Annotated in this window: 27 protein-coding genes, 9 tRNA genes and 1 riboswitch; of the genes, 11 read left to right on the top strand and 25 right to left on the bottom strand. The window is 47.0% G+C overall.

The window, feature by feature from the left end; genetic code table 11:
* Window positions 1–142: 142 nt before the first annotated feature.
* Window positions 143–1,345: a methionine adenosyltransferase gene (gene metK, locus HWY38_RS13825; RefSeq protein ID WP_003152253.1), complete on the bottom strand. Its 1,203-nt coding sequence runs from the start codon at window positions 1,343–1,345 to the stop codon at window positions 143–145.
* Between the two features lie 169 nt (window positions 1,346–1,514).
* A riboswitch (SAM riboswitch) is annotated at window positions 1,515–1,654 on the bottom strand.
* Window positions 1,655–1,851: 197 nt separating this feature from the next.
* On the opposite strand from metK, the gene pckA reads away from it, so the two are divergent.
* The gene (pckA, locus tag HWY38_RS13820; RefSeq protein ID WP_224182047.1) at window positions 1,852–3,435 is read left to right on the top strand and encodes a phosphoenolpyruvate carboxykinase (ATP); all 1,584 of its coding nucleotides are present in this window, start codon (window positions 1,852–1,854) and stop codon (window positions 3,433–3,435) included.
* Window positions 3,436–3,477: 42 nt separating this feature from the next.
* Here pckA and HWY38_RS13815 read toward each other — a convergent pair whose 3' ends face one another.
* Window positions 3,478–3,720 carry a DUF2584 domain-containing protein gene (locus HWY38_RS13815; RefSeq protein ID WP_003152249.1) on the bottom strand — a complete coding sequence of 81 codons (243 nt, stop codon included), beginning with the start codon at window positions 3,718–3,720 and terminating at the stop codon, window positions 3,478–3,480.
* Between the two features lie 57 nt (window positions 3,721–3,777).
* A complete protein-coding gene (locus HWY38_RS13810) occupies window positions 3,778–4,551 on the bottom strand; it encodes an alpha/beta hydrolase family protein (RefSeq protein ID WP_224182046.1) in 774 nt (257 codons plus the stop codon).
* A 139-nt stretch (window positions 4,552–4,690) separates the two neighbouring features.
* Here HWY38_RS13810 and HWY38_RS13805 point away from each other — a divergent pair, with 139 nt between their 5' ends.
* The 3 genes from HWY38_RS13805 to HWY38_RS13795 are packed head-to-tail and all read left to right on the top strand — an operon-like array spanning window position 4,691 to window position 7,276.
* Window positions 4,691–5,695: an ABC transporter substrate-binding protein gene (locus HWY38_RS13805; RefSeq protein ID WP_224182045.1), complete on the top strand. Its 1,005-nt coding sequence runs from the start codon at window positions 4,691–4,693 to the stop codon at window positions 5,693–5,695.
* An 11-nt stretch (window positions 5,696–5,706) separates the two neighbouring features.
* The gene (locus HWY38_RS13800) at window positions 5,707–6,489 is read left to right on the top strand and encodes an ABC transporter ATP-binding protein (RefSeq protein ID WP_082998872.1); all 783 of its coding nucleotides are present in this window, start codon (window positions 5,707–5,709) and stop codon (window positions 6,487–6,489) included.
* Window positions 6,464–7,276: an ABC transporter permease gene (locus HWY38_RS13795; RefSeq protein ID WP_224182044.1), complete on the top strand. Its 813-nt coding sequence runs from the start codon at window positions 6,464–6,466 to the stop codon at window positions 7,274–7,276. Before HWY38_RS13800 ends, HWY38_RS13795 begins: the two co-directional genes overlap by 26 nt.
* Window positions 7,277–7,311: 35 nt before the next feature.
* Here the strand turns inward: HWY38_RS13795 and ytkD are convergent, their stop codons facing one another.
* From ytkD to HWY38_RS13780, 3 genes are all read right to left on the bottom strand, one after another.
* Window positions 7,312–7,791, bottom strand: coding sequence for an RNA deprotection pyrophosphohydrolase (gene ytkD / locus HWY38_RS13790; RefSeq protein ID WP_003152244.1), 480 nt, complete (start codon window positions 7,789–7,791; stop codon window positions 7,312–7,314).
* Window positions 7,792–7,923: 132 nt separating this feature from the next.
* Window positions 7,924–8,328 (bottom strand): holin family protein, encoded by a 405-nt coding sequence (locus HWY38_RS13785; RefSeq protein ID WP_007408834.1) that lies wholly within the window; start codon window positions 8,326–8,328, stop codon window positions 7,924–7,926.
* A gap of 149 nt (window positions 8,329–8,477) precedes the next feature.
* On the bottom strand, window positions 8,478–8,915 hold the full coding sequence (locus tag HWY38_RS13780) for a Dps family protein (RefSeq protein WP_007408835.1): 438 nt from the start codon (window positions 8,913–8,915) through the stop codon (window positions 8,478–8,480).
* A 124-nt stretch (window positions 8,916–9,039) separates the two neighbouring features.
* On the opposite strand from HWY38_RS13780, the gene ytzI reads away from it, so the two are divergent.
* Window positions 9,040–9,189: a YtzI protein gene (gene ytzI, locus HWY38_RS13775; RefSeq protein ID WP_007408836.1), complete on the top strand. Its 150-nt coding sequence runs from the start codon at window positions 9,040–9,042 to the stop codon at window positions 9,187–9,189.
* Here the strand turns inward: ytzI and HWY38_RS13770 are convergent.
* Window positions 9,186–9,629 carry a FixH family protein gene (locus HWY38_RS13770; protein ID WP_224182043.1) on the bottom strand — a complete coding sequence of 148 codons (444 nt, stop codon included), beginning with the start codon at window positions 9,627–9,629 and terminating at the stop codon, window positions 9,186–9,188. The two genes, ytzI and HWY38_RS13770, sit on opposite strands and share 4 nt — an antisense overlap.
* Window positions 9,630–9,743: 114 nt before the next feature.
* Window positions 9,744–10,217 (bottom strand): S-ribosylhomocysteine lyase, encoded by a 474-nt coding sequence (locus HWY38_RS13765; RefSeq protein WP_003152237.1) that lies wholly within the window; start codon window positions 10,215–10,217, stop codon window positions 9,744–9,746.
* 124 nt (window positions 10,218–10,341) lie between these two features.
* Between HWY38_RS13765 and yidD the strand changes: the two genes are divergently transcribed.
* The gene (gene yidD / locus HWY38_RS13760; RefSeq protein WP_007613292.1) at window positions 10,342–10,569 is read left to right on the top strand and encodes a membrane protein insertion efficiency factor YidD; all 228 of its coding nucleotides are present in this window, start codon (window positions 10,342–10,344) and stop codon (window positions 10,567–10,569) included.
* On the opposite strand, the gene HWY38_RS13755 is transcribed toward yidD, so the two are convergent.
* Both HWY38_RS13755 and HWY38_RS13750 read right to left on the bottom strand, forming a co-directional pair.
* Window positions 10,566–11,135, bottom strand: a complete 570-nt coding sequence (locus tag HWY38_RS13755) for a beta-class carbonic anhydrase (protein ID WP_003152233.1) — start codon at window positions 11,133–11,135, stop codon at window positions 10,566–10,568. The two genes, yidD and HWY38_RS13755, sit on opposite strands and share 4 nt — an antisense overlap.
* 116 nt (window positions 11,136–11,251) lie before the next feature.
* Window positions 11,252–11,500, bottom strand: coding sequence for a type B 50S ribosomal protein L31 (locus tag HWY38_RS13750; RefSeq protein WP_007613295.1), 249 nt, complete (start codon window positions 11,498–11,500; stop codon window positions 11,252–11,254).
* A 197-nt stretch (window positions 11,501–11,697) separates the two neighbouring features.
* Here HWY38_RS13750 and HWY38_RS13745 point away from each other — a divergent pair, with 197 nt between their 5' ends.
* Genes HWY38_RS13745 through HWY38_RS13735 form a run of 3 tightly spaced genes read left to right on the top strand, consistent with a single transcriptional unit; the run spans window position 11,698 to window position 14,308 of the window.
* On the top strand, window positions 11,698–13,029 hold the full coding sequence (locus HWY38_RS13745) for a cytochrome ubiquinol oxidase subunit I (protein WP_003152226.1): 1,332 nt from the start codon (window positions 11,698–11,700) through the stop codon (window positions 13,027–13,029).
* A gap of 22 nt (window positions 13,030–13,051) precedes the next feature.
* Complete coding sequence (locus HWY38_RS13740; RefSeq protein ID WP_224182042.1) at window positions 13,052–14,092, top strand: cytochrome d ubiquinol oxidase subunit II; 1,041 nt, start codon at window positions 13,052–13,054, stop codon at window positions 14,090–14,092.
* A 57-nt stretch (window positions 14,093–14,149) separates the two neighbouring features.
* Complete coding sequence (locus HWY38_RS13735; RefSeq protein ID WP_007408842.1) at window positions 14,150–14,308, top strand: DUF1540 domain-containing protein; 159 nt, start codon at window positions 14,150–14,152, stop codon at window positions 14,306–14,308.
* A gap of 388 nt (window positions 14,309–14,696) precedes the next feature.
* Here HWY38_RS13735 and menC read toward each other — a convergent pair whose 3' ends face one another.
* The 6 genes from menC to HWY38_RS13705 form a co-directional block, all read right to left on the bottom strand.
* Window positions 14,697–15,812 (bottom strand): o-succinylbenzoate synthase, encoded by a 1,116-nt coding sequence (menC, locus tag HWY38_RS13730; protein WP_224182041.1) that lies wholly within the window; start codon window positions 15,810–15,812, stop codon window positions 14,697–14,699.
* Window positions 15,809–17,272 carry an o-succinylbenzoate--CoA ligase gene (locus HWY38_RS13725; RefSeq protein ID WP_224182040.1) on the bottom strand — a complete coding sequence of 488 codons (1,464 nt, stop codon included), beginning with the start codon at window positions 17,270–17,272 and terminating at the stop codon, window positions 15,809–15,811. The genes menC and HWY38_RS13725 overlap by 4 nt, the downstream gene beginning before the upstream one ends.
* Window positions 17,273–17,359: 87 nt before the next feature.
* Window positions 17,360–18,178 (bottom strand): 1,4-dihydroxy-2-naphthoyl-CoA synthase, encoded by an 819-nt coding sequence (gene menB / locus HWY38_RS13720; RefSeq protein WP_007408846.1) that lies wholly within the window; start codon window positions 18,176–18,178, stop codon window positions 17,360–17,362.
* A 57-nt stretch (window positions 18,179–18,235) separates the two neighbouring features.
* Window positions 18,236–19,060: a 2-succinyl-6-hydroxy-2,4-cyclohexadiene-1-carboxylate synthase gene (gene menH, locus HWY38_RS13715; protein ID WP_224182039.1), complete on the bottom strand. Its 825-nt coding sequence runs from the start codon at window positions 19,058–19,060 to the stop codon at window positions 18,236–18,238.
* Window positions 19,048–20,784 carry a 2-succinyl-5-enolpyruvyl-6-hydroxy-3-cyclohexene-1-carboxylic-acid synthase gene (gene menD, locus HWY38_RS13710; RefSeq protein WP_224182038.1) on the bottom strand — a complete coding sequence of 579 codons (1,737 nt, stop codon included), beginning with the start codon at window positions 20,782–20,784 and terminating at the stop codon, window positions 19,048–19,050. Before menD ends, menH begins: the two co-directional genes overlap by 13 nt.
* Window positions 20,781–22,193, bottom strand: a complete 1,413-nt coding sequence (locus HWY38_RS13705) for an isochorismate synthase MenF (protein WP_224182037.1) — start codon at window positions 22,191–22,193, stop codon at window positions 20,781–20,783. The genes menD and HWY38_RS13705 overlap by 4 nt, the downstream gene beginning before the upstream one ends.
* 282 nt (window positions 22,194–22,475) lie before the next feature.
* Here HWY38_RS13705 and HWY38_RS13700 point away from each other — a divergent pair, with 282 nt between their 5' ends.
* Together HWY38_RS13700 and HWY38_RS13695 are read left to right on the top strand one after the other, a co-directional pair.
* Window positions 22,476–23,195 carry a TraR/DksA C4-type zinc finger protein gene (locus HWY38_RS13700; RefSeq protein WP_224182036.1) on the top strand — a complete coding sequence of 240 codons (720 nt, stop codon included), beginning with the start codon at window positions 22,476–22,478 and terminating at the stop codon, window positions 23,193–23,195.
* Window positions 23,196–23,350: 155 nt separating this feature from the next.
* On the top strand, window positions 23,351–23,821 hold the full coding sequence (locus tag HWY38_RS13695) for a TspO/MBR family protein (RefSeq protein WP_044801508.1): 471 nt from the start codon (window positions 23,351–23,353) through the stop codon (window positions 23,819–23,821).
* A 35-nt stretch (window positions 23,822–23,856) separates the two neighbouring features.
* Here HWY38_RS13695 and HWY38_RS13690 read toward each other — a convergent pair.
* The 9 genes from HWY38_RS13690 to HWY38_RS13650 form a co-directional block, all read right to left on the bottom strand.
* Window positions 23,857–23,928 (bottom strand) — tRNA-Glu (locus HWY38_RS13690).
* A gap of 3 nt (window positions 23,929–23,931) precedes the next feature.
* Window positions 23,932–24,022, bottom strand: a tRNA-Ser gene (locus tag HWY38_RS13685).
* Window positions 24,023–24,025: 3 nt separating this feature from the next.
* Window positions 24,026–24,100 (bottom strand) — tRNA-Asn (locus tag HWY38_RS13680).
* Between the two features lie 10 nt (window positions 24,101–24,110).
* Window positions 24,111–24,187: transfer RNA gene (locus HWY38_RS13675), tRNA-Ile, on the bottom strand.
* Window positions 24,188–24,202: 15 nt separating this feature from the next.
* Window positions 24,203–24,276: transfer RNA gene (locus tag HWY38_RS13670), tRNA-Gly, on the bottom strand.
* A gap of 8 nt (window positions 24,277–24,284) precedes the next feature.
* Window positions 24,285–24,360 (bottom strand) — tRNA-His (locus HWY38_RS13665).
* A 20-nt stretch (window positions 24,361–24,380) separates the two neighbouring features.
* Window positions 24,381–24,456 (bottom strand) — tRNA-Phe (locus HWY38_RS13660).
* 10 nt (window positions 24,457–24,466) lie between these two features.
* Window positions 24,467–24,543 (bottom strand) — tRNA-Asp (locus tag HWY38_RS13655).
* Window positions 24,544–24,549: 6 nt separating this feature from the next.
* A tRNA-Met gene (locus tag HWY38_RS13650) sits at window positions 24,550–24,626 on the bottom strand.
* Between the last annotated feature and the right edge of the window lie 110 nt (window positions 24,627–24,736).

Genomic DNA, 24,736 nt, shown 5'->3' with positions numbered 1-24,736 from the left:
GTATAGCCTCCATAAGTGTAATTTTCTAATTGGACCCCCTTTTTATAGACGCTTTGTTACGCCATTGGTTTCACGCTATGTAAAAAATAAGCATGGCAGCATCTACAAAAAGGGAAAGCCGCTTAAGTAAGCGGCTATAAAATTATTCTCCTAGTGCTTCTTTGCGAAGCGCATCCGCCTTGTCAGTACGCTCCCAAGGAAGATCCACATCATGACGTCCGAAGTGGCCGTAAGCAGCTGTCTGCTTATAGATCGGGCGGCGCAGATCAAGCATTTTAATAATGCCGGCAGGTCTCAGGTCGAAGTTATTCCGTACGACTTCGATCAGTTTTTCTTCAGAAGCTTTTCCTGTATCAAATGTATTGATGGAAATAGAAACAGGCTGTGCCACGCCGATTGCGTATGCAAGCTGCACTTCACAAGAATCAGCAAGACCTGCTGCCACGATGTTTTTCGCTACGTATCTCGCAGCGTATGCCGCAGAACGGTCTACCTTCGTCGCATCCTTACCGGAGAATGCGCCGCCGCCGTGGCGTGCATATCCGCCGTATGTGTCTACGATGATTTTACGGCCGGTCAGACCCGCATCACCTTGAGGTCCGCCGATTACGAAACGTCCCGTAGGGTTGATGAAGTATTTTGTCTCTTCATCGATCAGTTCCTCAGGCACGACAGGGTTAATGACATGCTCTTTCAGATTGCGCTGAATCTGCTCAAGCGTAATTTCCGGGTGGTGCTGAGTTGAAATAACGATCGCGTCAATGCGGACGGGCTTGTTGTTTTCATCATATTCAACGGTAACTTGCGTTTTGCCGTCAGGGCGAAGGTACGGAAGAATGTCTTCTTTGCGGACTTCGCTCAAACGGCGGGCTAATTTATGCGCCAAAGAGATCGGAAGCGGCATAAGCTCTTTCGTTTCGTTACACGCATAACCGAACATCAGGCCTTGGTCTCCAGCTCCGATTGCTTCGATTTCAGCATCGCTCATTGTGCCTTCACGCGCTTCAAGAGCCTGATCGACACCCATTGCGATATCCGCAGACTGTTCATCAATTGATGTTAAAACAGCGCAAGTCTCCGCATCAAATCCATATTTGGCGCGTGTGTAGCCGATTTCTTTAATCGTTTCACGGACTGTTTTCGGAATGTCAACGTATGTTGATGTAGTAATCTCTCCGCTTACCAGCACAAGTCCTGTCGTTACAGATGTTTCGCAGGCCACGCGCGCGTTCGGGTCATTTTTTAAAATCTCATCTAAGATACTGTCAGAAATTTGGTCACAGATTTTGTCCGGATGACCCTCAGTAACAGATTCAGATGTAAATAGTCGACGGTTTTTACTCATTCACTTTTCCTCCTGAAAAAAGATCTTTTACAAGACCTTCTCATATGATACGGAACTCGCTCCCTCTTAATACAATGTCATACTATATCAGAGAATGTTAATTGGCATATTTTATGAAATAAAAAAACCTTTTCCACTCGAGGAAAGGGTTTGGTCTGTGTGCCTTTCACTCTTATCGCTCAAGGAAAATATTAAACCTTGCATCAGGTTAGCACCTTGGTTTCCCACAGTGTTTTCACCTGCTTTTTTACAGAGAAACCGGTTGCTGGGCTTCATCGGGCCTGTCCCTCCGCCAGCTCGGGATAAGAGTATCCGCTCAATGAAATATCTTATCGTAAAAGGGCGGAAAGTGTCAATATGAATTAAAGCGATTACGCGCCTTTATTTCGGGAAGCAATGGAAAAACACAAACAAAAAACCTCAAATAGTATAGACTATTTTCAGATATATGTTATACTAATTCCACATTCAGCGAAATACAAATAAACCGGCAAAGGAAGGTTTTTATGAAATTAGTTGATTTAACCGCAGATCTTCAAGCATTACTTGCAAGTCCGAATGTGCATCATAATTTATCGGCTCCAAAACTTACCGAAAAAGTGATCAGCCGAAATGAAGGAACGCTGACATCAACGGGCGCCGTACGCGCCACCACCGGCGCATATACAGGCCGGTCACCTAAAGATAAATTTATCGTCCGTGAACAAAGCACAGAAAATCAAATTGATTGGGGCGCGGTGAATCAGCCCATTTCTGAAGAGGCTTTTGAAAAGCTGTACGCCAAAGTCGTCAGCTACTTAAAACAGCGGGATGAACTGTTTGTTTTTGAAGGATTCGCGGGAGCGGATGAAAAATACAGACTGCCGATTACGGTCGTAAATGAATTTGCGTGGCACAATTTATTCGCGCGCCAGCTGTTTATCAGACCGGAGACGGATGAAAGAGATCCGCAAGCGCAGCCTTTCACCATTCTCTCAGCCCCGCATTTTAAAGCAGATCCGGAGACGGACGGCACGCATTCGGAAACATTTATCATTGTCTCTTTCGAAAAACGCGTCATTTTAATCGGCGGCACCGAATACGCCGGAGAAATGAAAAAATCAATATTCTCCATTATGAACTTCCTGCTTCCGCAGCAGGATATACTGCCGATGCATTGCTCAGCCAACGTCGGTGAAAAAGGCGATGTCGCCCTGTTTTTCGGCCTTTCCGGCACAGGGAAAACGACGCTTTCAGCCGATGCGGACCGCAAACTGATCGGCGATGACGAGCACGGCTGGTCAGATTCCGGCGTTTTCAACATTGAAGGCGGATGTTACGCTAAATGTATCAATCTGAGCGAGGAAAAAGAACCGCAGATTTTTCGTGCGATCCGCTTCGGGTCTGTTCTTGAGAATGTCGTGCTTGATGAAAAAACGGGTGAAGCGGATTACGACAATTCCTTCTACACGGAAAACACAAGAGCCGCATATCCGATTGAGATGATCGGCAATATCGTGCAGCCGAGCATTGCCGGCCATCCGCAGGCGATCGTCTTTTTAACGGCGGACGCATTCGGCGTGCTTCCTCCGATCAGCAAACTGACGAAGGAACAGGCGATGTATCATTTCTTAAGCGGGTACACCAGTAAACTCGCGGGAACCGAACGCGGCGTGACATCTCCGCAAACGACTTTCTCGACGTGCTTCGGTTCACCGTTCCTTCCGCTTCCGGCACATGTATATGCCGAAATGCTCGGACATAAAATCGACGAACACGGCGTTCAAGTCTTTCTGGTCAACACAGGCTGGACCGGCGGAGGGTACGGAGTCGGAGAACGGATGAAACTTTCGTATACAAGAGCGATGGTCAAGGCCGCTATTGAAGGCAGACTGAACCAGACTGACATGACGGCAGACAGCATTTTCGGCCTGCGCAGCCCCGTTCATGTTCCAGGCGTTCCGAATGAAGTTCTTCAGCCTGAAAACACATGGAGCGATAAACAAGCATACAACGAAAAAGCGCTGTTTTTAGCCAATGAGTTTAAAGAAAACTTTAAAAAGTTTTCCCATGCAGACTCGATTGCCAAAGCCGGCGGACCTCTCGTGTAATCAAAAAAGCCAAGGGCGTTTATGCCCTCGGCTTTTGTTTTTTCAGTTTGTCGAATGAAGCGACGTGAGTCTGTATGTAATGCTTGTCCGGCCGTTCGCCCATTCGAGCTTTTGGACCTCGCCGGTGCCGGATTTCTCGCCGGTTTTCGTTTTGCGCACGTCCATCGGAATATCAAGAGGATAGACGCGGTAGCCCTCTTTCTCCAATAAAAAGATATTTTCCTCTATCCGTTTTTCATTGCCTTTTGTCACAATCATGGTATTAAATTCAACAGGCATTCCCAAAATGAAAATCCCCTTTCATTCTCTTATTCTTTATTATCATATCATAAATCAGGCATCTTACCGTGTCTTCATCCATTCCGCCAGCCGCCGGACAATGCGTCTGTTTTCCTGCGGCGGAAAATAATGCGTAAAACCGCTGTAATACCAAGTTTCCACCGGTTTCCCCGCCTCTTTCAGCTTGTCCTCGATCATTCGGGCGTGTTCGATCGAAACATTCTCATCATTCTCTCCATGGATGAGCAGCACAGGGGCCTGAATGCGGTCTGCTTTTTCAAACGGCGAACGCCATCTGTATTCATCCGGCACCTTTTTCGGCGTGCCGCCGATCACCCGCTTCATCATCCGCCGCATATCCTTCCGCTCTTCATAAGTAAGCACCATATCGCTCACACCGCCCCATGATACGAGCGAAGCCGCTTGATGCCCCATTTCAATCGCTGTTAAAAGCCCCATGATTCCGCCCCGGGAAAAACCGAAAATATGCACCCGCCCTTCCCTGACGTTCGGATGCTCCCGAAGCAGGCGAAAAGCGGAAAACGCATCCTCTCTGTCCTCTCCCGCAAAATCTTCATTTCCCTCGCCGCCCTGGTTGCCTCTGTAATAAGGCGCAAACACGACAAAGCCTTGGGAAGCGAATTGAACGATTCTTCCGGGGCGTACCATGCCGACATTTTTTATGCCGCCGCGCAAATATAAAAAACCGTCATATGTGCCCGGCTCAGCAGGCTCGGCAAGGAGCCCCTTTACCTTCAGTCCTTCTGACTCATAGCAAACCTCAAAGAGGCGGACATGCGGACTCGGAGACGGGAACCTTTTCTTTTCTGACAGCAAAACAATGCGCCTCCTTATATCATCAGTTTTTTTATTCTTTCCCAACGTGAATATGGGCACTCACACATTTTTTATACCCATCATACGATATGTAAAGCAGAAAAGGTTATTTTAACGCTTAAAACAAGGAGGTTACACCGTGAACAAATGGCTCAAAGCGGGCTGCGTTTTTGTCATATGCGCCTTTTTCCTGCTCATTCTTCCGGCCTGCAGACAGGAAGAAAGTCTGACGAAGGTAAAGGTGGCGGAAGTCACACACTCCATCTTCTATACGCCTATGTATGTCGCTGAAGCAAAAGGTTTCTTTAAAAAAGAAGGGCTCCAAGTGTCACTTCAAACAACATGGGGCGGAGACAAAACGATGACATCGCTTTTGTCAAACGGGTCTGATATCGCGCTGGTCGGTTCTGAAACATCCATTTACGTGGAGGCGCAGGGAGCAAAAGATCCGGTCATCAACTTCGCGCAGCTGACACAGACGGACGGCACATTTCTCGTGTCGCGGAAGGATGAGAAATCATTCAAATGGAGCGATTTAAAAGGAAAAACATTTCTCGGCCAGCGAAAAGGCGGCATGCCCCAAATGGCCGGTGAGTACGTCCTGAAAAAGAATCACATAGAGCCGAAAAAAGACATTAACCTCGTTCAAAACATTGATTTCGCCAATATTTCCAACGCATTCGCATCCGGAACGGGTGATTATGTGCAGCTGTTTGAACCGACGGCATCCCAATTTGAAAAAGAAGGCATCGGCCATATCGTCGCATCCTTCGGAGAAGCTTCCGGCCAAGTGCCATACACAACCTTTATGGCAAAAGAAAGTTATTTGAAAACCAATGAAAAGACGGCGGAAAAATTCACCCGCGCCATCTATCGCGCCCAGCAATGGGTGGAAAGCCATCCGGCCAAAGACATCGCAAAAACGATTCAGAAGGAATTTGCCGATACCGATCCGGCCATAATCGAAACATCAATAGAGCGCTATAAAAAACAAAAATCATTCTCTGCAGACCCAGTTCTGCAAAAGGATGAATGGGAACAGCTTCAATCTATTATGGATGAAGCAGGAGAGCTCCCGAAACATATTCCGTACAGCAAACTCGTCAACACAAAAATCGCCAAAAAAGTCACCTCAGGACAATAGGAGGAACATGAATGTCTTTTTTACATGTCGATCATGTAACACATACTTATTTCTCGCTGAAAGAAAGAACAACCGCCGTGAAAGATATACATTTCCAGATTGAAAAAGGGGATTTCATCTCCTTTCTCGGGCCGAGCGGATGCGGAAAAACAACACTCCTGTCCATTCTGGCCGGCCTTATCACCCCTGCGCAAGGCCGGGTGCTGATTGAAGGAAGCGTGCCGAACCATAAAGAACACCAAATCGGTTATATGCTTCAGCAGGATTATTTATTTCCTTGGAAATCAATTGAGGAAAACGTGCTGCTCGGTTTACACATTTCAAAAACATTAACAGAAGAAAAAAGAGCTGAAGTTCTCAGCCTTCTGCCTAAGCTCGGATTAATCGGCGTTGAAAAGAAATACCCGAAAGAGCTGTCAGGCGGAATGCGGCAGCGGGCGGCACTTGCCAGAACTCTTGCGCCGGACCCGGGCCTGCTGCTCCTTGATGAACCGTTTTCCGCGCTGGACTTTCAAACGAAGCTTTCTTTGGAAAACCTTGTCTTCAGAACATTAAAGGATTTTCAAAAAACCGCCGTGCTCGTCACCCACGATATCGGTGAAGCCATCGCCATGAGCGATACGATCTATTTATTTTCGAATCAGCCGGGCACCATCCACCAAATATTCACCGTGCCTAAGGAGCTCGCGGCTTTAGATCCGTTTGACGCGCGTCAGGATCCGGCCTTTCAGCCGCTGTTTCAAACCATATGGAAGGAGCTGAATTCCCTTGAAAAACAGCAGCGGCACGATTGAACAGCTTCATCAGCAGTTTAAGAAAAGACACCAAAAAGAAAAGCTCCGGATCCGTGCGTATCAGGCCGCCATTTTCATCGTATTTTTTGCCGGCTGGGAAATATCGAGCAGGGCGGGCTGGATCGATCCGTTAATCTTCAGCTCACCCTCCGCCGTTTGCAGGCTTTTAGCTGAAAAGATTGCGGACGCCTCCCTTGCGGCGCACATCGGCGTAACCTTAGGAGAAACCGTTCTCGGCTTTTTGCTCGGCACGCTCCTCGGCACATGCCTCGCCGCTCTGTTATGGTGGTCAAACAGGCTCGCCCGGGTTTTAGACCCGTACCTCGTCATTTTAAACGCGATGCCGAAGGTCGCACTCGGACCGATTCTCATCGTGGCACTCGGACCGAATTTCACAAGCATTGTCGCCATGGGAGCAGTCATCAGTGTCATTATCACGACAATCGTCGTCTTTACAGCTTTTCAGGAAGTGGATGAAAACTATATTAAGGTGATGAAAACCTTCGGAGCGAAAAGACGCATCATGTTTAAAGAAGTCATTCTGCCGGCATGCGCCCCCGCGATCATTTCCGCGCTTAAAGTGAACGTCGGTTTATCCTGGGTCGGTGTCATCGTCGGCGAGTTTCTCGTTTCCGAAAAAGGTCTGGGCTACATGATCATTTACGGATTCCAGGTCTTCAATTTCACTCTTGTGTTCTTAAGCCTTCTGATCATCGCGATTTTTGCGACATTGATGTATCAGGGAGTCGAACTGTTAGAAAGAAAATGGACGAAAGGAAAAATATAAAAAAGACCCGTGCGTAAGCGCCGGGTCTCCGTTTTTTATGATTGAAATACGCCGTCCTCTTTCAGCTTTTTCAGACTGATCGGAAGCACCGAATCTTTCATAATGAAACTGAATTTTTTATTTCGGGGGAGATTCTCCGGCAGTTCGCTGAACAGCACCGGCCCCTTTGTTTCAAAATAGTCAGCCTGTTTTTCAAGCTTTTCAATATCGGCAAAATAAATATTCTTCACGATTACCTTTTCCCTGCCGAGAACTTTATACTGTCCGACGTACTTCAGATGTCTTACCGCGGCACCGGTTTCTTCTTTCACCTCGCGCAGGGCCGCTTCCTCCGCACATTCCATCGGCTCCACTTTTCCGCCCGGAAATTCAAACCCCCTGTCTTCGTGCTCAGTCAAAAGCCACTTATCTCCGTATCGGCATATGACCCATACGTGCTTCGGGCTGTCTGAAAAAGGCTGGTGTTCAAAGGAGAGCTGAACAGTGTTCTGATAATAGTCTTTAAACTCGTACATGTTTATCCCTCTAATCCGTTCCTTCATATCTTCCATACATCATACCACAGTTGCGTTTGTTCGGAAGCCCTTTATCAAAAATTCAGAGGAAAACCATCATACCCGCTAGTATAGCCTCCTTTGAAGCAAATGTTACGGTTTGCGCTTGAATTTATTTTTCAGGGTATCCAATAGATCGACGAGCACCTGCGGAACCGGTATGCCCAGCGAGCTTGCCGTAATCACGATCTGAACCGATTCGTATAAGATATAAAACATGATAGCCAAATTACGGATGGCGCCTTCGGTATGAAGCAGCTGGTCAAAAAAATGGCAAACTGAGACTAATGCCAGGGTCACGATTTTTTTGACCAGCCGCGCAAAAAGCTTTCTTGCGCTCAGCTGCTGCAAAAGAGATTCTTTTAAGCTTGTACTGATAAACTCAATCGCCATGACCGATAGCAAAATCAGAAACGAATACTGAAAACCGCCAAAGAAAAAACCCGCTGCCGACACGATCACTGCAAAAAACGAAAAGATGCCAAAGTCTTTGCCCACTTGATCCAACATCCTTTCACAGAAACGGCCTTACATTATTCTATGAAAAGTGAATGGAACGGACTGGATTTTTCAGAAAAATGGACAACACCTCTTCGGCAGCCAAATAAAAGACCGAGTGCTTTACAGCCCCGGTCTTCCCTTGTTGATTATCCCAAATACGCTTTCAGCATCCAGTTATGTTTTTCGATATTCTGGTGAATAGCAAGCAGCATATCACCGGTCGTTTCGTCTCCGACCTCATCTGCGAGGTCCATGCCGCTTTTCAGCTCTTCCGCAATGACAGTGAAATCATCATAAATGTTCTGTACCATTTGTTCTGCGCTCTCATTGCCTTCCGCTTCTTTTACAGAGGCTGTCTTCAATGATTCCGTCATTGTGCCGATCGGCTTGCCGTTTAATGCCAGCAGACGTTCTGCCAGATCATCAATATATGTAGCCGTTTCGTTATACAGCTCCTCGAACTTTTCATGCAATGTGAAAAAGTCCTTCCCTTTGACGTACCAATGATAGTTATGTAATTTCACATACATGACCGTCCAGTTTGCAACTTGCTTATTGACTGCATCCAATAGTTTTTCTGACATGCCTATCTTCCTCCTTTGGTTTACTATTGATATACCCTATATATCGTGTGTTAAAACATAAATTTTTAGCCCTTGATTTCACGAATGGAAAATATGTTATGATTTGTTAAAAAGGAGGGATTTCATGCTGCTTCTTCTGAGCTTCGGCTTTCTTATCGTGCTCGCCGTGCTGCTTTTATCCATCTGGTCGACTGTAAGAGCTTATAATGTAAAACATACGATTGACCCGCCGGAGGACGCATCAAAAGGCTTGACGGATAAAAAAAATCCTTAATGATGATGCGTCTGTTCCTCATGGCCGGAGGAATCATCGGCAGCCTTAGCATCCCCGACACGCACTTTTACAGTCGGCATATTATGCTGCTGTTTTGCCGTTACGTGGGATTGAACGGTATACACACCCTCTTCATCAAATTCAGTCCGCAGGTGATACGCCCCTTTTTCCTCCTTGGCCTTGCTTGTTTTGCTGCTGCCTTTTTTTCCTTCTTTCCATACTTCAAACATGACTTCATCCGCATCCGTGACACGCTTGCCGCCGTAAAAAACCTCCGCCTTGTATTCCGCTTTTTCATGCGGTGCTGCCGTTTCCGGTCCTGTAAGCTTGACCTCAAGCGCTTTAGGCTCTTCATCCGCGGAGGTTTTGTCCGAATTGCCCCCGCAGGAAGATAATAGAAATACCATACTGCACATACCTGCCAATACAGCCCGTTTCATCCCATCACTCCTTCATGTTTGCTTCTATTTTAGCAAACGCTTACACATAAGGTGTGACATTTTTTAGAAATATGTAAAAAAGCCTTTTTGCATGTCAGCAAAAAGGCCTGTTTTTTATCCGAACACTTTCAGCAAATCTTCTTTATCTTGTGACAGCCAGAAACGCATCAGACGTTTCGCGCCTTCTAAATCATGAAGTTTCGCCTGGCCGCACTGTTTTTCGTTGGCCGCCGGAATCTCCGTAATATCGATGGCTTCTTTCAGCGTAGCGTCAAGCAGGTCTACAATTTCTTCCGCTGTCGGCTCGCCGCTGACAACAAGATAATAGCCTGTCTGGCAGCCCATCGGTGAGATATCTATGATGTCGAAGTGATCGTATTTCTCAGAATGTGTGCGAATCGTAAACGCAAGCAAGTGCTCAAGCGTATGAATCGTATCCGGCTTCATCGCCTGTTTGTTCGGCTGGCAGAAGCGAATGTCAAACTTATTCACGACGCCGTCTGTTCCGACTTTATGCACTCCGCAATGTCTTACATACGGAGCCACAACCGCATTATGGTCAAGCTCAAAACTTTCTACTGAAGGCATAATGGCACTCCCTTTTTTTCAGAATATGCATCCATTATAACACAGTTTTCCGATAAGAATTGTAGCGGAAGCTTTTCAATCTGAAATTTTTTTTCTATACTAGCATCAGAAAGGTGGTTTTTTGATGAAAACCATAATGATTGCTTTAATCCGCGGATACCAGAAGTTCATCTCTCCGCTGACGCCGCCGTCATGCCGCTTTTATCCGACGTGTTCGCAGTACGGAATCGAAGCCGTCAAGACTCACGGCGCATTAAAAGGCGGATGGCTGACACTGAAGCGGATTTTAAAGTGCCACCCTTTTCATCCGGGCGGTGTTGATCCCGTACCGGACAAAAAAGAAAAACATTAGTCCATATGCTGGTAGCCGTCGATCACCAGATCAAGTTTACCGGTTTCAGGATCAATCACCAGACCGTGCACCGGCACATTGTCAGGGAATAGCGGATGGTGTTTAATGACGTTTACGCTGTCTGTAACACTCGCTTCTACTGAATCAAAACTTTTCAGCCATTGATCAAGATCAACTCCTGAGTGCTTCAGCATGTCAATCCGCTCTTTCGGAATACCGCGGTCGATAATTTTATCGAGCATATCCTCGCTGTTGATTTTGCTCATGCCGCAATCATGGTGGCCGATAACGCAGACTTCATCGGCGTTTAATTCGTATACGGCCACTAAAAGGCTGCGCATGATACTTCCGAACGGGTGGGCGACAAGCGCGCCGGCACTTTTAATAATTTTCACATCGCCGTTTCGCATGTTCATCGCATGCGGAAGCAATTCTACAAGACGTGTGTCCATACAGGACAAAATCGCCATCTTTTTATCCGGGAATTTAGATGTTTGGTATTTTTCATAATCTTTGTTTTTAGTGAACTGCTCATTAAATTGCATGATATCGTTTAGAAGACTCATCTTGGTGTTTCCTTTCTGCTTTTTTATTCACAATATAACATAAGACGGGTCATTTCGTCACTCCCGCACGGGTGACAAAGTGCTCAATAAATAAGACAAACCCCATTGGGCTTGTCTTATTTCCCCATATTGTATTTTTTGTTGAACTGTTCGACTCTCCCGCCTTTTTCGTTGAATTTTTGGCGGCCTGTATAAAATGGATGCGTATCTGAGCTGACCTCTACTTTAATCAGCGGGTATGTCTTTCCGTCTTCCCACTCTGCCGTTTCCTCTGATTTTTTCGTAGAATGGCTTAAAAAGCGATAGCCGCTGTTCACATCTTGAAAAATCACCTGATGGTTATCCGGATGAATATCTTTTTTCATGCTGATCTCCCTTTCTCAAATCGTAATAATTACGTTTTATTTTAAACCTTAAATAACCGCTTGTCAATCATATATGCCCTGATCCCTTGATTTCTAAACCCTGCACATATATGGAATCGGAAGAATAATCTAATCGCTTCAGCAAATAATATAACCACATTACATAAAACGGTAATTTAGAAAGGCGGTTTATGATCGTGGATGATTTAGTGTTAGCCAGAAGCCTGTTCGGGACAACCATGGGCTTTCATATTATTTTTGCGACGCTTGGTGTCGGCTTGCCTCTGATGATTTTAATGGCTGAATTGATTTATCAAAAAACAAAAGATCCGCATTATGCCATTATGGCGAAAAGGTGGACGAAGGCGCAGGCTGTTCTGCTCGGCGTGGCGATACCGACCGGAACGATCGCGGGTACACAGCTTGCCCTTTTGTGGCCCGGATTCATGGAAGTCATCGGCAGGGTGATGTCCCTTCCGTTTCAGATTGAAATTTATGCTTTCTTTATCGAAGCGCTGTTTATGTCCATTTATGTCTACGCCGCTGACCGGCTGACTCCGGCGATGCGTATCATTGCCGTTATTTTTGTTTTGATCGGCGCCGCGGCATCCGCCGTCTTAATCACAAATGTTCACGCATTTGAAGGAACGCCGGCCGGCTTTAAAATTTTAAACGGCAAAATCACTGACGTCGAACCTTGGGCAGCGTTTTTTAATCCAAGCTTTTTCACCACCGCGGGCCATGTCGTACTGACGGCTTTCATGACCGGTGCATTTATCGTCGCGTCTGTTGCGGCTTATAAAATGCTGAGAACGAGAAAACAGGAGCAGGTATACCGCTTTCACCGAAAAGCGCTGCTGCTCGCCTTAACGATCGGCGGGATATTCTCCATTATTGCCTCTTTAAACGGTCACGAGTCAGCCCAGCTTCTTTACGAATACCAGCCTGAGAAGCTTGCGGGCGCAGAAGGGCTTTTTGAAACGAGATCTCACGCTCCGCTTGCGATCGGGGGTTTTACTGATGCAAAAGAAGAAAAAGTAAAATGGGCGATAGAAGTGCCGTGGGCTTTAAGCTTTTTGGCTGCAAACAGCTTTGATACCGTCGTCAAAGGATTGAACGCGTTTCCGAAAGACGAGTGGCCGCCTTTATTCATCCATACACTGTTTAACGGAATGGTCGGCATCGGAATGCTGCTCATTTTGTACTCAATCATCGGCATCGTGTGGAGAAAAATTTTAAAGAAAGACAGCTTTCCGACTTGGCTTTTGATTTTATTTTTAACCGCAGGACCCCTCAGTCTGATCGGAATTGAATTCGGGTGGATATTCGCTTGTACAGGACGGCAGCCATGGGTGATTTATCATCTCTTGAAAACGTCAGATGTCGTCACGACAACCGGTTCAATCGGTTTGCTGTTCATCCTGTTTACAGTGGTTTACGCCATTTTGGCAGCCGCAGTCATTTATGTGCTGCTTTATTATTTCCGCAAACATCCCGTTGAGGAGGATGTAAAAGCGGCGGAATCCTAACAATAGAAAGGGCTGAATTGAAATGGACATTACCATGGATGCTCTCATTGCGATATCAATCGTATGGGGCTTCGTGTTTATCTACGCGGTCATGGCAACGATGGACTTCGGAGCCGGCTTTTGGTCGATGATTTATTTAAATAGAGAACAAACAAAGGCGACAAACATCGCCAACCGTTATTTGTCCCCGACATGGGAAGTGACCAACGTCTTTATCGTCGCAATCGTTGTCGCCCTATTCAGCTTCTTTCCAGGGGCAACCTTCGTGCTGGGAACCGTTTTATTGATCCCGGGGAGTATTATTTTACTGCTTTTAGCCATCCGCAGCGGCTTTCTCGTCTTCTCCAATACGGCGAAGGAAAGAAAAATCATGAGATATATCTCCGGAATTTCGGGCTTCATTATTCCCGCTGTGCTGATTTTGGTCCTTCCGGTCACACACGGAGGATTTATTGATAAGACGGGCGGCGTGTATCACCTGAATTTGGCAAATGTCTTTACAAGCCTTAATGCGTATGCGTTTATCGGCTTTGCCATTTTAAGCACTTTATTTTTATCTTCACTGCTTCTGGCCGATTTTTCAAATGTTGCGGAAGAGGAGCATGCGTACCGCATCTACAGACGGAGCTCTTTAATAACAGGGCCGCTGTCGCTTCTTTTTGCCTTCTTCATTATGCTGACACTACGCTCTGAAGCCGGCTGGCTGTATACGGGCATGATGAAAGACAAGACATGGCTCATTCTGTCTGTCATTACATTTATCATTGCCGGCGCGGCCCTGTTTTTGCCGAATAAACGCTTCGGCCGCAACCTCGGCAAACCGAGAATCGCCATGATCGCCATTGCGCTTCAATACTTTCTGGCAAGCTATGCATACGGACGGGCGCATCTTCCTTATATGATTTATCCTGATATTACGGTCATGTCAGGATTTACGGAGCCGGCAACCTTCAGGGCGCTGTTTATGACGTATATCGTCGCTTTCATCATTTTGTTTCCCGGGTTTTATTTCTTCTGGAAGCTCTTTATGAAAGACAGACGTTATATCCGCCAGGAGGAATAACAAAAATCAGGGCGGCTCATACTAATGGCGTACCTTTTATCTTGGAGGGGAGCCAGCATGGACCAAAAAATTCTGTGTGAAGTCAATAACTGTTCATATTGGGGCAGAGGAAACAAATGCACGGCCGACGCTATTTATGTGGTCAGCCATACAGGCGAAACCGCTGAAAAAAGTGAAGAAACGGATTGCAAAACCTTTAAACCGCATGATTTATAAAAGTAAAGAGCTGTTTTATACAGCTCTTTTTCATTTCCGCGCCGCAAGCCTTTTTGAAATCAGCCCCTGAGCCGGAGAAAACCGCGCGGATGAGAAGCATGGCAGAAAGGCGGTTCGCCGGCAAATATAGGCGGCGGCAGACGGTACAATCAGTATCGCATTCATGACAAGCACAGAATTTTTTATCAAGATGTACATCTTTGCCCCAGCCAGAAAGCAACACCTGCGATGTAAAGCCGACACTGTTTGAAGAATAAAAAAATCATCGCATTCGGCTATTAAAAAAACCGGCTGATACAGCCGGTTCAAACTGGGGAAGGGGTGATGATGAACAGTTTCAATATAACAGCAGCATACAGGCAGCTCAACTCGCTGAAATGTCTTTTTATCAGTTGTTTGTCGTAAAAACGTCCATTTGGGTGACGTATTTTCTCATTATTTCCTGATTGACTCCGACACCCAGTCCGGGACCGTCCGGAACAGAGATGAACCCCTCTTCGATACGGATATCAGGAGTGACAATATCCTCCTCCCAGTATCGGTCTGATGAGGAAATGTCACCCGGTATCGTAAATTGCGGCAGCGAAGCGAGCGCGACTGTCTGCGCTCTCGAAATGCCGGTTTCAAACATTCCGCCGCACCAAACCGGCATGTGATGCTCTCTGCATAAGTCATGTATTTTTAAAGCCTCTGTCAGGCCTCCTACACGCGCCGGTTTTATGTTAATGATTTTACAGCTCCCAAGCTCAATCGCCCGCCTCGCGTCATCATATGAGCAAATGCTTTCATCAAGGCATACCGCGGTTCTCAAGTGTTTCTGCAGGTGGCGGTGATCGACAATATCATCTGCCTGAAGCGGCTGTTCTATCATCATGAGCTGGAATTCATCCAACTCTTTCAGCCTGCTGATGTCTTTCAGTTCATATGCCGAGTTGGCATCCGCCATCAGCGGTACGTTCGGAAAACGGCTGCGGATGGCTCTGATCAGATCAACGTCATGGCCGGGCTGAATTTTTATTTTTATACGTTGATAACCTTCTTTTACGTATAGCTCAATTTCCCGAAGCATCTCATCAGCCGAAGCCAGACCCACCGCCACGCCGGCGGGCACTTTATCTCTTTTGCCCCCTAAGGCTTCTGCGAGAGATATCCCCTTTTTCTTGGCATATAGATCCCACACGGCTGATTCAAGCCCCGCTTTTGCCATGCGGTTTCCTTTGAAACGCGCGAGACTGTCAGGCACTTCTGACGGATGGAAAAACTCGCGGCCTACGATATTCGGGATGAAAAAATCTCTCAGCATATGCGCGCATGTCTGAATCGTTTCTTCTGTATACCACGGAGAAGAAAACGCCGATACCTCCCCCCAGCCGGTTCTCCCGGTTTCATCGATCGCTTCCACGATCAAAAATTTACGGTCCTGCAGCGTTTCAATACTTGTTTTAAACGGTTTTTTCAGCCTCATACTTACATGATAAAGGGTGATTTTTTCAATCTTAATCATGACAATTCTCCTTTACGAAGCTCATTCAGCCGATGCCTCATCAGTTTATTGGACGCGTTCCGCGGGAGCCCGTCAACCTCGAAAAAAGCAGCCGGTATTTTATATTTTGCAAGCCGCTCACGGCAAAAGGCGGTCAACTCCTCAGAACTGACAGAAGAAGTCAGCACGAGAAAAGCATGCGGCACTTTCCCCCACTTCGGGTCTTCGGCTCCCGAAACACCGGCCTCCGCTACAGCCGGATGGGCAAGCAGCGCCGCTTCCACTTCTGCCGGGTAGATGTTCTCTCCGCCTGAAATAATGAGGTCCGACCGCCTGTCCAGCACGTATAAAAACCCTTCATCATCCAAATAGCCAAGATCGCCCGTTTTAAACCATCCATTATGAAAAGCGGCCTGGTTTGCGTCATCACGATGGTAATACCCTTTCATTACATTCGGGCCTTTCACCGTAATTTCACCGTGTTCAAACGGCGCACAAGGGTTTCCGTCTTTTTCAATTCTAATTTCGCATGAAAACAGCGGTTTACCGGCCGAGCCGAGCTTGTCCATACTGAATTCCGGAGAAAGCGTGACAATCTGTGAGCAGGTTTCAGTCAAGCCGTAAGATTGGAATACCGGAAATTGTTTCCTGCGGCATTCTTCAAGGAGCGGCAGCGGTGCAGGACCCCCGCCAAGCAAAATGCAGCGCAGTGATTCAGGACATTGTTCACTTTCCGCAAGCAGGCCCGAAAGCATGGTCTGCACCGCTGAAATGATCGTGACCTGATGGGAGCTGATGCTGTCAAGCACATCAGTGACAGAAAATTTTTGATGAAGCACGACAGGCATGCCGTAAATGACCGACTTAAACAGCGCAGACAGACCGCTGATATGAAACAGCGGCAGCGCAATAAGCCAGCGGTCCCGCTCCGTGACCCCCAGATTCAGCGCAGACGATACAGCGCTGGAATAATGATTACCGAAAGTCTGCTGCACCCCCTTCGGCCTTCCCGTTGTTCCTGATGTATACATAAGAGTCGCCGTATCATCAAGCGTTACATAAGCTTCCGGCTCCATGTCTTCAGCGGCTTTGGCCTGCAGCTCGTCCACGTCCGCGGTGGCGACAGCAGATTCATATTCTTTGCGGCAAAAACCGTCCTCTGTCAATAAAAGCTTTGCCTGTGAATCTTCCAGCTGAAACAACCGTTCCTGTTTTGAGAGCTTCGTATTCAACAGCACAGCTTCCGCCCCTAATAAGAAGCAGGCGTGAACGGCATAAACCATTTCCGGTCTGTTAGAAAGCAAAATCGCAGCGCGGTCTCCTTTTTTAAGCGAGCAGTATTTGGACAGCCGCGCGGCCATTTGTTTAGAAGCATGATATAATTCTCTGAATGTCATCTGTTTGTTTTCAAATATGAGAGCGATTCTCTCTGGTGTCAGCTGAGCCCTTTGAATGAGCCAATTCGGCTGTTCTGTCAGCATGTTATCATCTCCGAGGTAAAAGTACTTTTTTTGAAAAGAAAACAGCTTGGACCAGAGCGGCTCAAGCTGTTTCGTAGTGTCATCTGATCACGGAAAACGAGGGAACTGACCGAAATCGGGACTGCGTTTCTCTTTAAAGGAATCGCGGCCCTCTTTCGCTTCGTCAGTCGTGTAATAAAGAAGCGTTGCATCTCCTGCAAATTGCTGAATTCCAGCGAGGCCGTCTGTATCAGCGTTAAATGCCGCTTTAAGGAAACGAAGGGCTGTAGGGCTTTTCTCAAGCATTTCTTCACACCATTTAATTGTTTCCTCTTCAAGTTTCTCTAATGGGACAACTGTATTGACAAGCCCCATGTCGAGCGCTTCCTGCGCGTTGTATTGACGGCATAGGTACCAGATTTCACGGGCTTTCTTATGTCCGACGATACGCGCCAAGTAACCTGAGCCGTAACCGGCATCAAAGCTTCCCACTTTCGGTCCGGTTTGGCCGAAAATCGCGTTATCGGCCGCAATCGTTAAATCACAGACGATATGAAGCACATGTCCTCCGCCGATGGCATAGCCTGATACCATCGCTACGACCGGTTTAGGAATAACACGGATCAAACGCTGAAGATCAAGCACATTCAGACGAGGGATCTGATCGTCTCCGACATATCCGCCGTGACCGCGGACTTTTTGGTCTCCGCCTGAACAGAATGCTTTATCTCCCGCTCCCGCAAGAACGATGACACCAATATTGGAGTCATCACGCGCACGAGCAAACGCGTCAATCATTTCTGATACCGTCTTAGGAGTAAATGCGTTATGTACCTCCGGGCGGTTAATTGTTATTTTTGCAATACCGTTATACGTCTCGTACAGGATTTCATCGTACTGACGTTCACTTTTCCATTCTGCAGCCATTGATATGACCTCCTTCATTTTTGCCTGAGTCCGGCCGAAAAGCTATTTTTTTATGCTTTATAAGCCGTATAAAAACTCACTTACTATCTTACCAAAAATTCGCGGCTGTTCCACATGTACCGTGTGCCCCGCCTGTTTGACAACCTCTATTTTACTTGATGGGAGCAGGTTATGCACCTTTTGATTAATAGCGCAAAACTTTTCATCCCATTCACCGCATATGAGCAGGACGGGCGCCTTGATGCGGTGTAATGCCTCCCACCAGGAAGGCTGTGAGCCCGTCCCCATTCCGAGCAGGCTTCCTGCAAGTCCGGACGGATTATTTTTCAGCCTGCCGGCACGGATGGACGCCTTTACGCTGTCCGGCAGAGAAAGCTGCGAGGCAAACAACGGAATGCCCTCCCAATAATCGACAAACGATGTTATACCTTCCCGCAATATAAAGTCAGCAAGCTTCCGGTCTGACTGAATCCGCTTTTTGCGTTCCTGAAGCGTGCTCAGGCCCGGGGTTGTACTTTCCAAAACAAACGCTGACACCCGATGCGGAAATGCCTGTGCAAAGGAATACGCAAGTCTTCCCCCCATAGAATAACCAATAAGTTTCACTTTGTGAAGTTTTAATTGATCAAAAACGGCGGCAAGGTCCGCAACCTGCCGGCTCGCACTGTACCTTGCCGCTTGCACAGGCGCGTCTGTCTCCCCGTGACCAAGGCAGTCAATCATCACCATTCGTTCGCCGGGAAACATGCCGCGTAAAAACATCCATGATTCTTTGCTGCCCGTAAATCCATGCAGACAAACAATAGCTTCAGATGATTCGTGACCGCTATCAGCAACCCGATAGCACACGCCGTCGGCCGTTTTAACAGTTACAGTTTCCATTCTTTTTTCACTTCCCGCACTGCGGCCTGCAGCAGATCGCGATGGAATTGAACTCTTGATGTCCGATCTGTTTTCAGCTCGATTATATGAAGTCCGGGCTTGTCCGCCTGCGGCTGATACGCATCCTTAAATGCTTCCCATGTCTCAGGGCAAGTATACGTCCCGCCGTACAGTGCGGCGGCATGCCGGAAATCAAGGCCCGTCGGCGTACCGAACAGTTCTTCAAAATGAGTCTTATCAGATGCCTGCGGCAAAAACGAGAAAATCCCGCCGCCATCATTGTTTATTAAAATAACCGTAAGCGGAATTCCAAGTTTTTTAGCCGCTAACAGCCCGTTTAAATCATGGTAAAACGATAAATCTCCAATTACAAGCGTGACAGGAGCTTTTGTACCTTCACACAGTCCCATAGCCGAGGAGACAACCCCGTCAATGCCGTTAGCGCCGCGGTTGGCATAAACACGGAAGGAACGATCTTGTTTTTCAAAGAACGTATCCACGTCGCGAATCGGCATGCTGTTTCCGACAAAAATCGAACTGCCTTCAGGGACAAGGTGCTGAAGCTGACGATATACATTTCCTTCAAAAGATAAATCATCCATGCTCGCGGCCTGTAAATGACTCCGGAACCGCTCATTGACAAACTGCCATTTCTCAAGCCATCCGGACGGCCGTTTTCCGGTTTCAGCTGAACGGACCGCTTCCAAAAACACAGACGGATGGCAATGAATCATATGCGCGCAGGCCTGGGTGGGATCTCTCCATCCTCCGTCTTCATCGACGATAAACTGCTCAATGGCAGGATCATCTCTGAGCCATAAAAAGAGCGGTTTGGAAACCGGCATCGGGCCGAAGCGGATCACAGCGTCCGGACGCAGCGCCTCTTTTATTTCTTCATCTTTTAAAAACGAGTCATAAGCATCAATAATCAGCGTCTTATCATGCTCCCCGTTTCGGAGGTTTGAAAGCGGGTCAGCTAAAATCGGGAACTGAAGCATCTCGGCAAGCGCGATGATTTGCTGCTTTTCTGCTTCACCGTGAATTTCGCCGCAGACAATCATACCTCTTTCGGTTCCCGCAAGACGCTCTGTAATATGACAGAGAGAATCTTGATCAGCTGACTGAATCCCTGTTGTGACTGAGACGTGCCGCCCCTTTCTCATTCTTTCAAAAGGTCCGGCTGATAAATCCGGCATCAAAGGCTCTCTGAGCGGCACATTGATATGGACTGGCCCCATCGGGCGCTTCCCGGCTTCACTTACGGCTCTGCCGGCCAATGTTCTGATATAGCTCAGCATTTGAGGATTTTCTTCAGGCAGAGCCGAGTCTGTGAAAAACTTAACAAAGTTACCGAACAGAAAATGCTGGTTAATCGCCTGAGGCGCCCCCACTTCCCTCAATTCATGAGGCCGATCAGCAGTCAGGACAATAAGAGGCACTCTTGAATAATGAGCTTCAATCACGGCCGGATAGAAGTTAGCCGCTGCCGTTCCTGACGTACAAATCAGCATGACCGGACGCTGGCGGGCTTTTGCAAGACCGAGCGCGAAAAAACCTGCGGATCGTTCATCAATCTGTATATGGACTTGAATATCCGGGTGGGCCGCCGCCAAAACCGCCAAGGGAGTTGACCTCGATCCCGGGCAAACAACTGCGTCGGTGACACCCGATAGAGCGAATTCATCAATAAAGCTTCCGATATAATGTGTAATCGGGTTTGTCAAAGCCTTTCACCTCCTAAAGCAGAGATCATCGGCTTTAGTTTAATTTGTGTTTCTTCATATTCTGATTGCGGATCTGAATCTTCAACAATGCCGCAGCCTGCGAAAAGCCGCGCATTTTTGCCTTCAATCAGCCCTGATCGGATAGCCACGACAAATTCTCCGTTTTCCCTGCCGTCCATCCAGCCGATTGGAGCCGCGTACCATCCGCGTGTCATCGGTTCAATATCAGCGATAACTTCAACAGCTTTCTGCTGGGGAGATCCGCCCAATGCCGGTGTGGGATGCAGCTTTTCAATTAAATCAAACAGCGAAGCGGACGTTTTAAGATGGCCTGTGATCGGTGTATATAGATGCTGAACACTTTTTGTTTTATATAATTGCGGACCTGCAGGCTTTTTCACATCGCTGCAGCTCGACAAGAAAGAATCGTGTATCATCTGAACCACAAAATCATGTTCCGCGAGATTTTTTTCGTCATGCAGCAGCTCTTTGCCGAGGCGGTCATCTTCTTGTTGATTTTCTCCGCGCTTAATTGAACCTGCCAGACAGGTGGACATAACGTCTTTGCCGGATTTTTTGATCAGCCGTTCCGGTGAAGCGCCGACAAAGCATTTATCTCCCTGCTCAATCGCAAAAACATAGCTTGTCGTTTGGTCCGTCAAAAGCTTGCGGACAACGCTCTCTGTCGGAATAGGCCCATCATATGACAAAACGACTTCCCTTGCCAGCACGACTTTATCATATTGATTTGCTTTCATATCATTTGTTGCTGTTTTAATGGCTTCAAGCCAGTTTTCCACATCAAGTTCTTCCGCTTTTGTTAAAACAGGATATTCTTCATACTCGATTGAAGAAACTGAAAAAGCTTCCGAAAAAGATTTCAGACGTTTCAGCGTATCTTCTGCCTGATTACCGTCTGCCGCCCATTGATTGACGGTTAAATAATCACCATCTGCCGTCTTTGTCAGCATGATTGAGGGGATAAAGAACAGTCCTTCTTCGAACCCGTTCCATTCGTCTCCTCTCTCTTCAGCGGGATTAAATGAAAAACCGCCGAATAAGACAGGGCCGACCGCGGTATGCGCCGCCTCTTCTTCATGAATATGAAAAGCCGTCTTTTTAAAGCGCTCCCATTGTTCAAAAACGTCGTGATAACGCTTTCCATTTTTTTCATTCGATTGGAACAGCGCTTCTGTGCCAAGACCGACTATTGTTAATTCACTACCGGGTTCTGACCAAAAAAATCGTTTGCCTTTATATTTTTTTGCTCCGTCTTTGAAAAATGATAGAGGGTCTAAAGACGCAATACGTCTTGAATAGCTCAATAAGACAGCATGGTTGACTTGTTTGGCTTTATGTAATGCATGATCTGCTTCCTCTCGGAACGTATGCTGCACCGTTGTCACCATGAGACATTCCTCCATAATCCGTTAAATGCTTTTAATACAATACACCTGTGATGACTTTGTGTCAAACACACAGATTTGAGCACGACAAAATGCCTGCATTTCTTATTATAAACCTTTTTGCGCAAATGAATAAAGAAACAAACTTGAATTTTCTTTCCCCACTCTCGGCAATCACTGTATTCTTTTACTTCCTCATGGGAAAATGACTATTTTTATCCACCATTTTTCTGCGCAAAAGCGTTCATACTAACAGTAAGCATCACATAGAAACGAGGGATTGATGTGCTTACAAACGAACAGATCACACACTTAAAAAAAGAATTGGAAGAAGCCAGACATGATATTTTGAGCCGCTTTAAAGAAAATGATCAATTTCAGTTAACTGATGAATTCCCGTATCAGTCATCCGGCGAATTGTCTTCCTATGACAATCATCCCGGCGATCAGGCGACCGAATTATACGAGCGGGAAAAAGACCTGGCTCTGCTCGACCATGAACGGGAGCACCTTCGCGACATTGATTACTCTCTGAAACAAATTGAAAACGGCACATACGGCACATGTGAAGTCAGCGGCAAGGACATTCCTTATGACAGACTCGAAGCTCTGCCGACGGCTACGACATTGGCGGAATATTCCTCGCAGGATGCCGTTTCCAAAGACAGGCCTATTGAAGAGGAAACACCGTTCGGACAGTTTGAATTTGATGATGATGAATCAATCCGGGCGGCTTACGATAGTGAAGATGCTTATCAGGATGTTGAGGAATACGGAAACTCAGAAACGCCTCAGGATTTAGAGGATCCTCCGCTCAGCTATGGGGATATGACAATGAACTCCGAAGAAAACATCGGCTATGCTGAGGATTATGAAAACTTTATCGCGACAGATATTACCGGAAAAAACATTTCCGTGTATCCAAGCAAAGCACACGAAAAATATGAACAGGAACTGGACGAAGAAGGAATAATGACGCCCTTTGGCGATCTTCATGCTGATTAAAACCCCGGCCTGCCGGGGTTTTTGAATACAAATAAATGGTTTGCTGCATTTTCACACTGAAAACTCATACACTTAATGGTGCATGAACCTTTTAAAAGGTTTAATATTCCCAAAAAGGGAACTAATGTATTGACATTGAATGACGGAGGGAACAAATGAAAAAGAAGTATATCGGTGCGATTATTGTATTTATCATTACATATGTCTTGTTTTCTTTAGCGGGGTTTCTCTTTCCCATCGACCGGGAATGGTACGACGCGCTGCAAAAACCTGACTGGACGCCGAGCAGATCAGTGATCGGCATCATATGGGCGGTTTTGTTTGCGCTTATTTCGCTCTCAGCAGCCTTGATATACGCAAAGTTTTCATGTAAAGAATCCAAAGCTTTTTGGGTGATGCTTCTCATCAATTATATCGTGAATCAAGGGTTCAGCTATTTTCAATTCACACAGAAAAATTTGCTTGCTGCATCTATCGATTGCCTGCTTGTGGCGGTGACAACACTCATTCTGTTGCTCATTGCCGGTAAATACAGTAAAGCTTCAGCCTGGCTTCTGGTTCCTTATTTATTATGGAGCGCTTTTGCCACATACCTGTCTTTTACCATTTACGCTATGAACGCATAATAAAAAACCTTGCATACTATGCAAGGTTTTTTTAATGACCCGTACGGGATTCGAACCCGTGTTACCGCCGTGAAAGGGCGGTGTCTTAACCGCTTGACCAACGGGCCTTATGGCGGAGAAGGAGGGATTTGAACCCTCGCGCCGCTTACACGACCTACACCCTTAGCAGGGGCGCCTCTTCAGCCACTTGAGTACTTCTCCATATGGCTCCACAGGCAGGATTCGAACCTGCGACCGATCGGTTAACAGCCGATAGCTCTACCACTGAGCTACTGTGGAAAAATCATCATGGTGGGCCTGAGTGGACTCGAACCACCGACCTCACGCTTATCAGGCGTGCGCTCTAACCAGCTGAGCTACAGGCCCATGACAATATAAAAATGGAGCGGGTGATGGGAATCGAACCCACGACATCAGCTTGGAAGGCTGAGGTTTTACCACTAAACTACACCCGCATGTTGTTTGGGGCGATTGATGGGAATCGAACCCACGAGTGCCAGAGCCACAATCTGGTGCGTTAACCACTTCGCCACAACCGCCAAAACAATATTAAATTAAATGGTGGCTCGGGACGGAATCGAACCGCCGACACACGGATTTTCAGTCCGTTGCTCTACCAACTGAGCTACCGAGCCTTGTTATAAATGGCGGTCCGGACGGGACTCGAACCCGCGACCTCCTGCGTGACAGGCAGGCATTCTAACCAACTGAACTACCGGACCATTTTTTGGTTGCGGGGGCAGGATTTGAACCTGCGACCTTCGGGTTATGAGCCCGACGAGCTACCGAACTGCTCCACCCCGCGATGATAATTAAATTAGATATGGCGGAGGAAGAGGGATTCGAACCCCCGCGGGCTTTGACACCCCTGTCGGTTTTCAAGACCGATCCCTTCAGCCAGACTTGGGTATTCCT

The organism is Bacillus sp. KS1, assembly GCF_020075515.1.
Classification (GTDB): domain Bacteria; phylum Bacillota; class Bacilli; order Bacillales; family Bacillaceae; genus Bacillus; species Bacillus velezensis.
The sequence above is the reverse complement of the archived record's forward strand: the minus strand, read 5'-3'. Positions and strand labels throughout refer to the sequence as shown.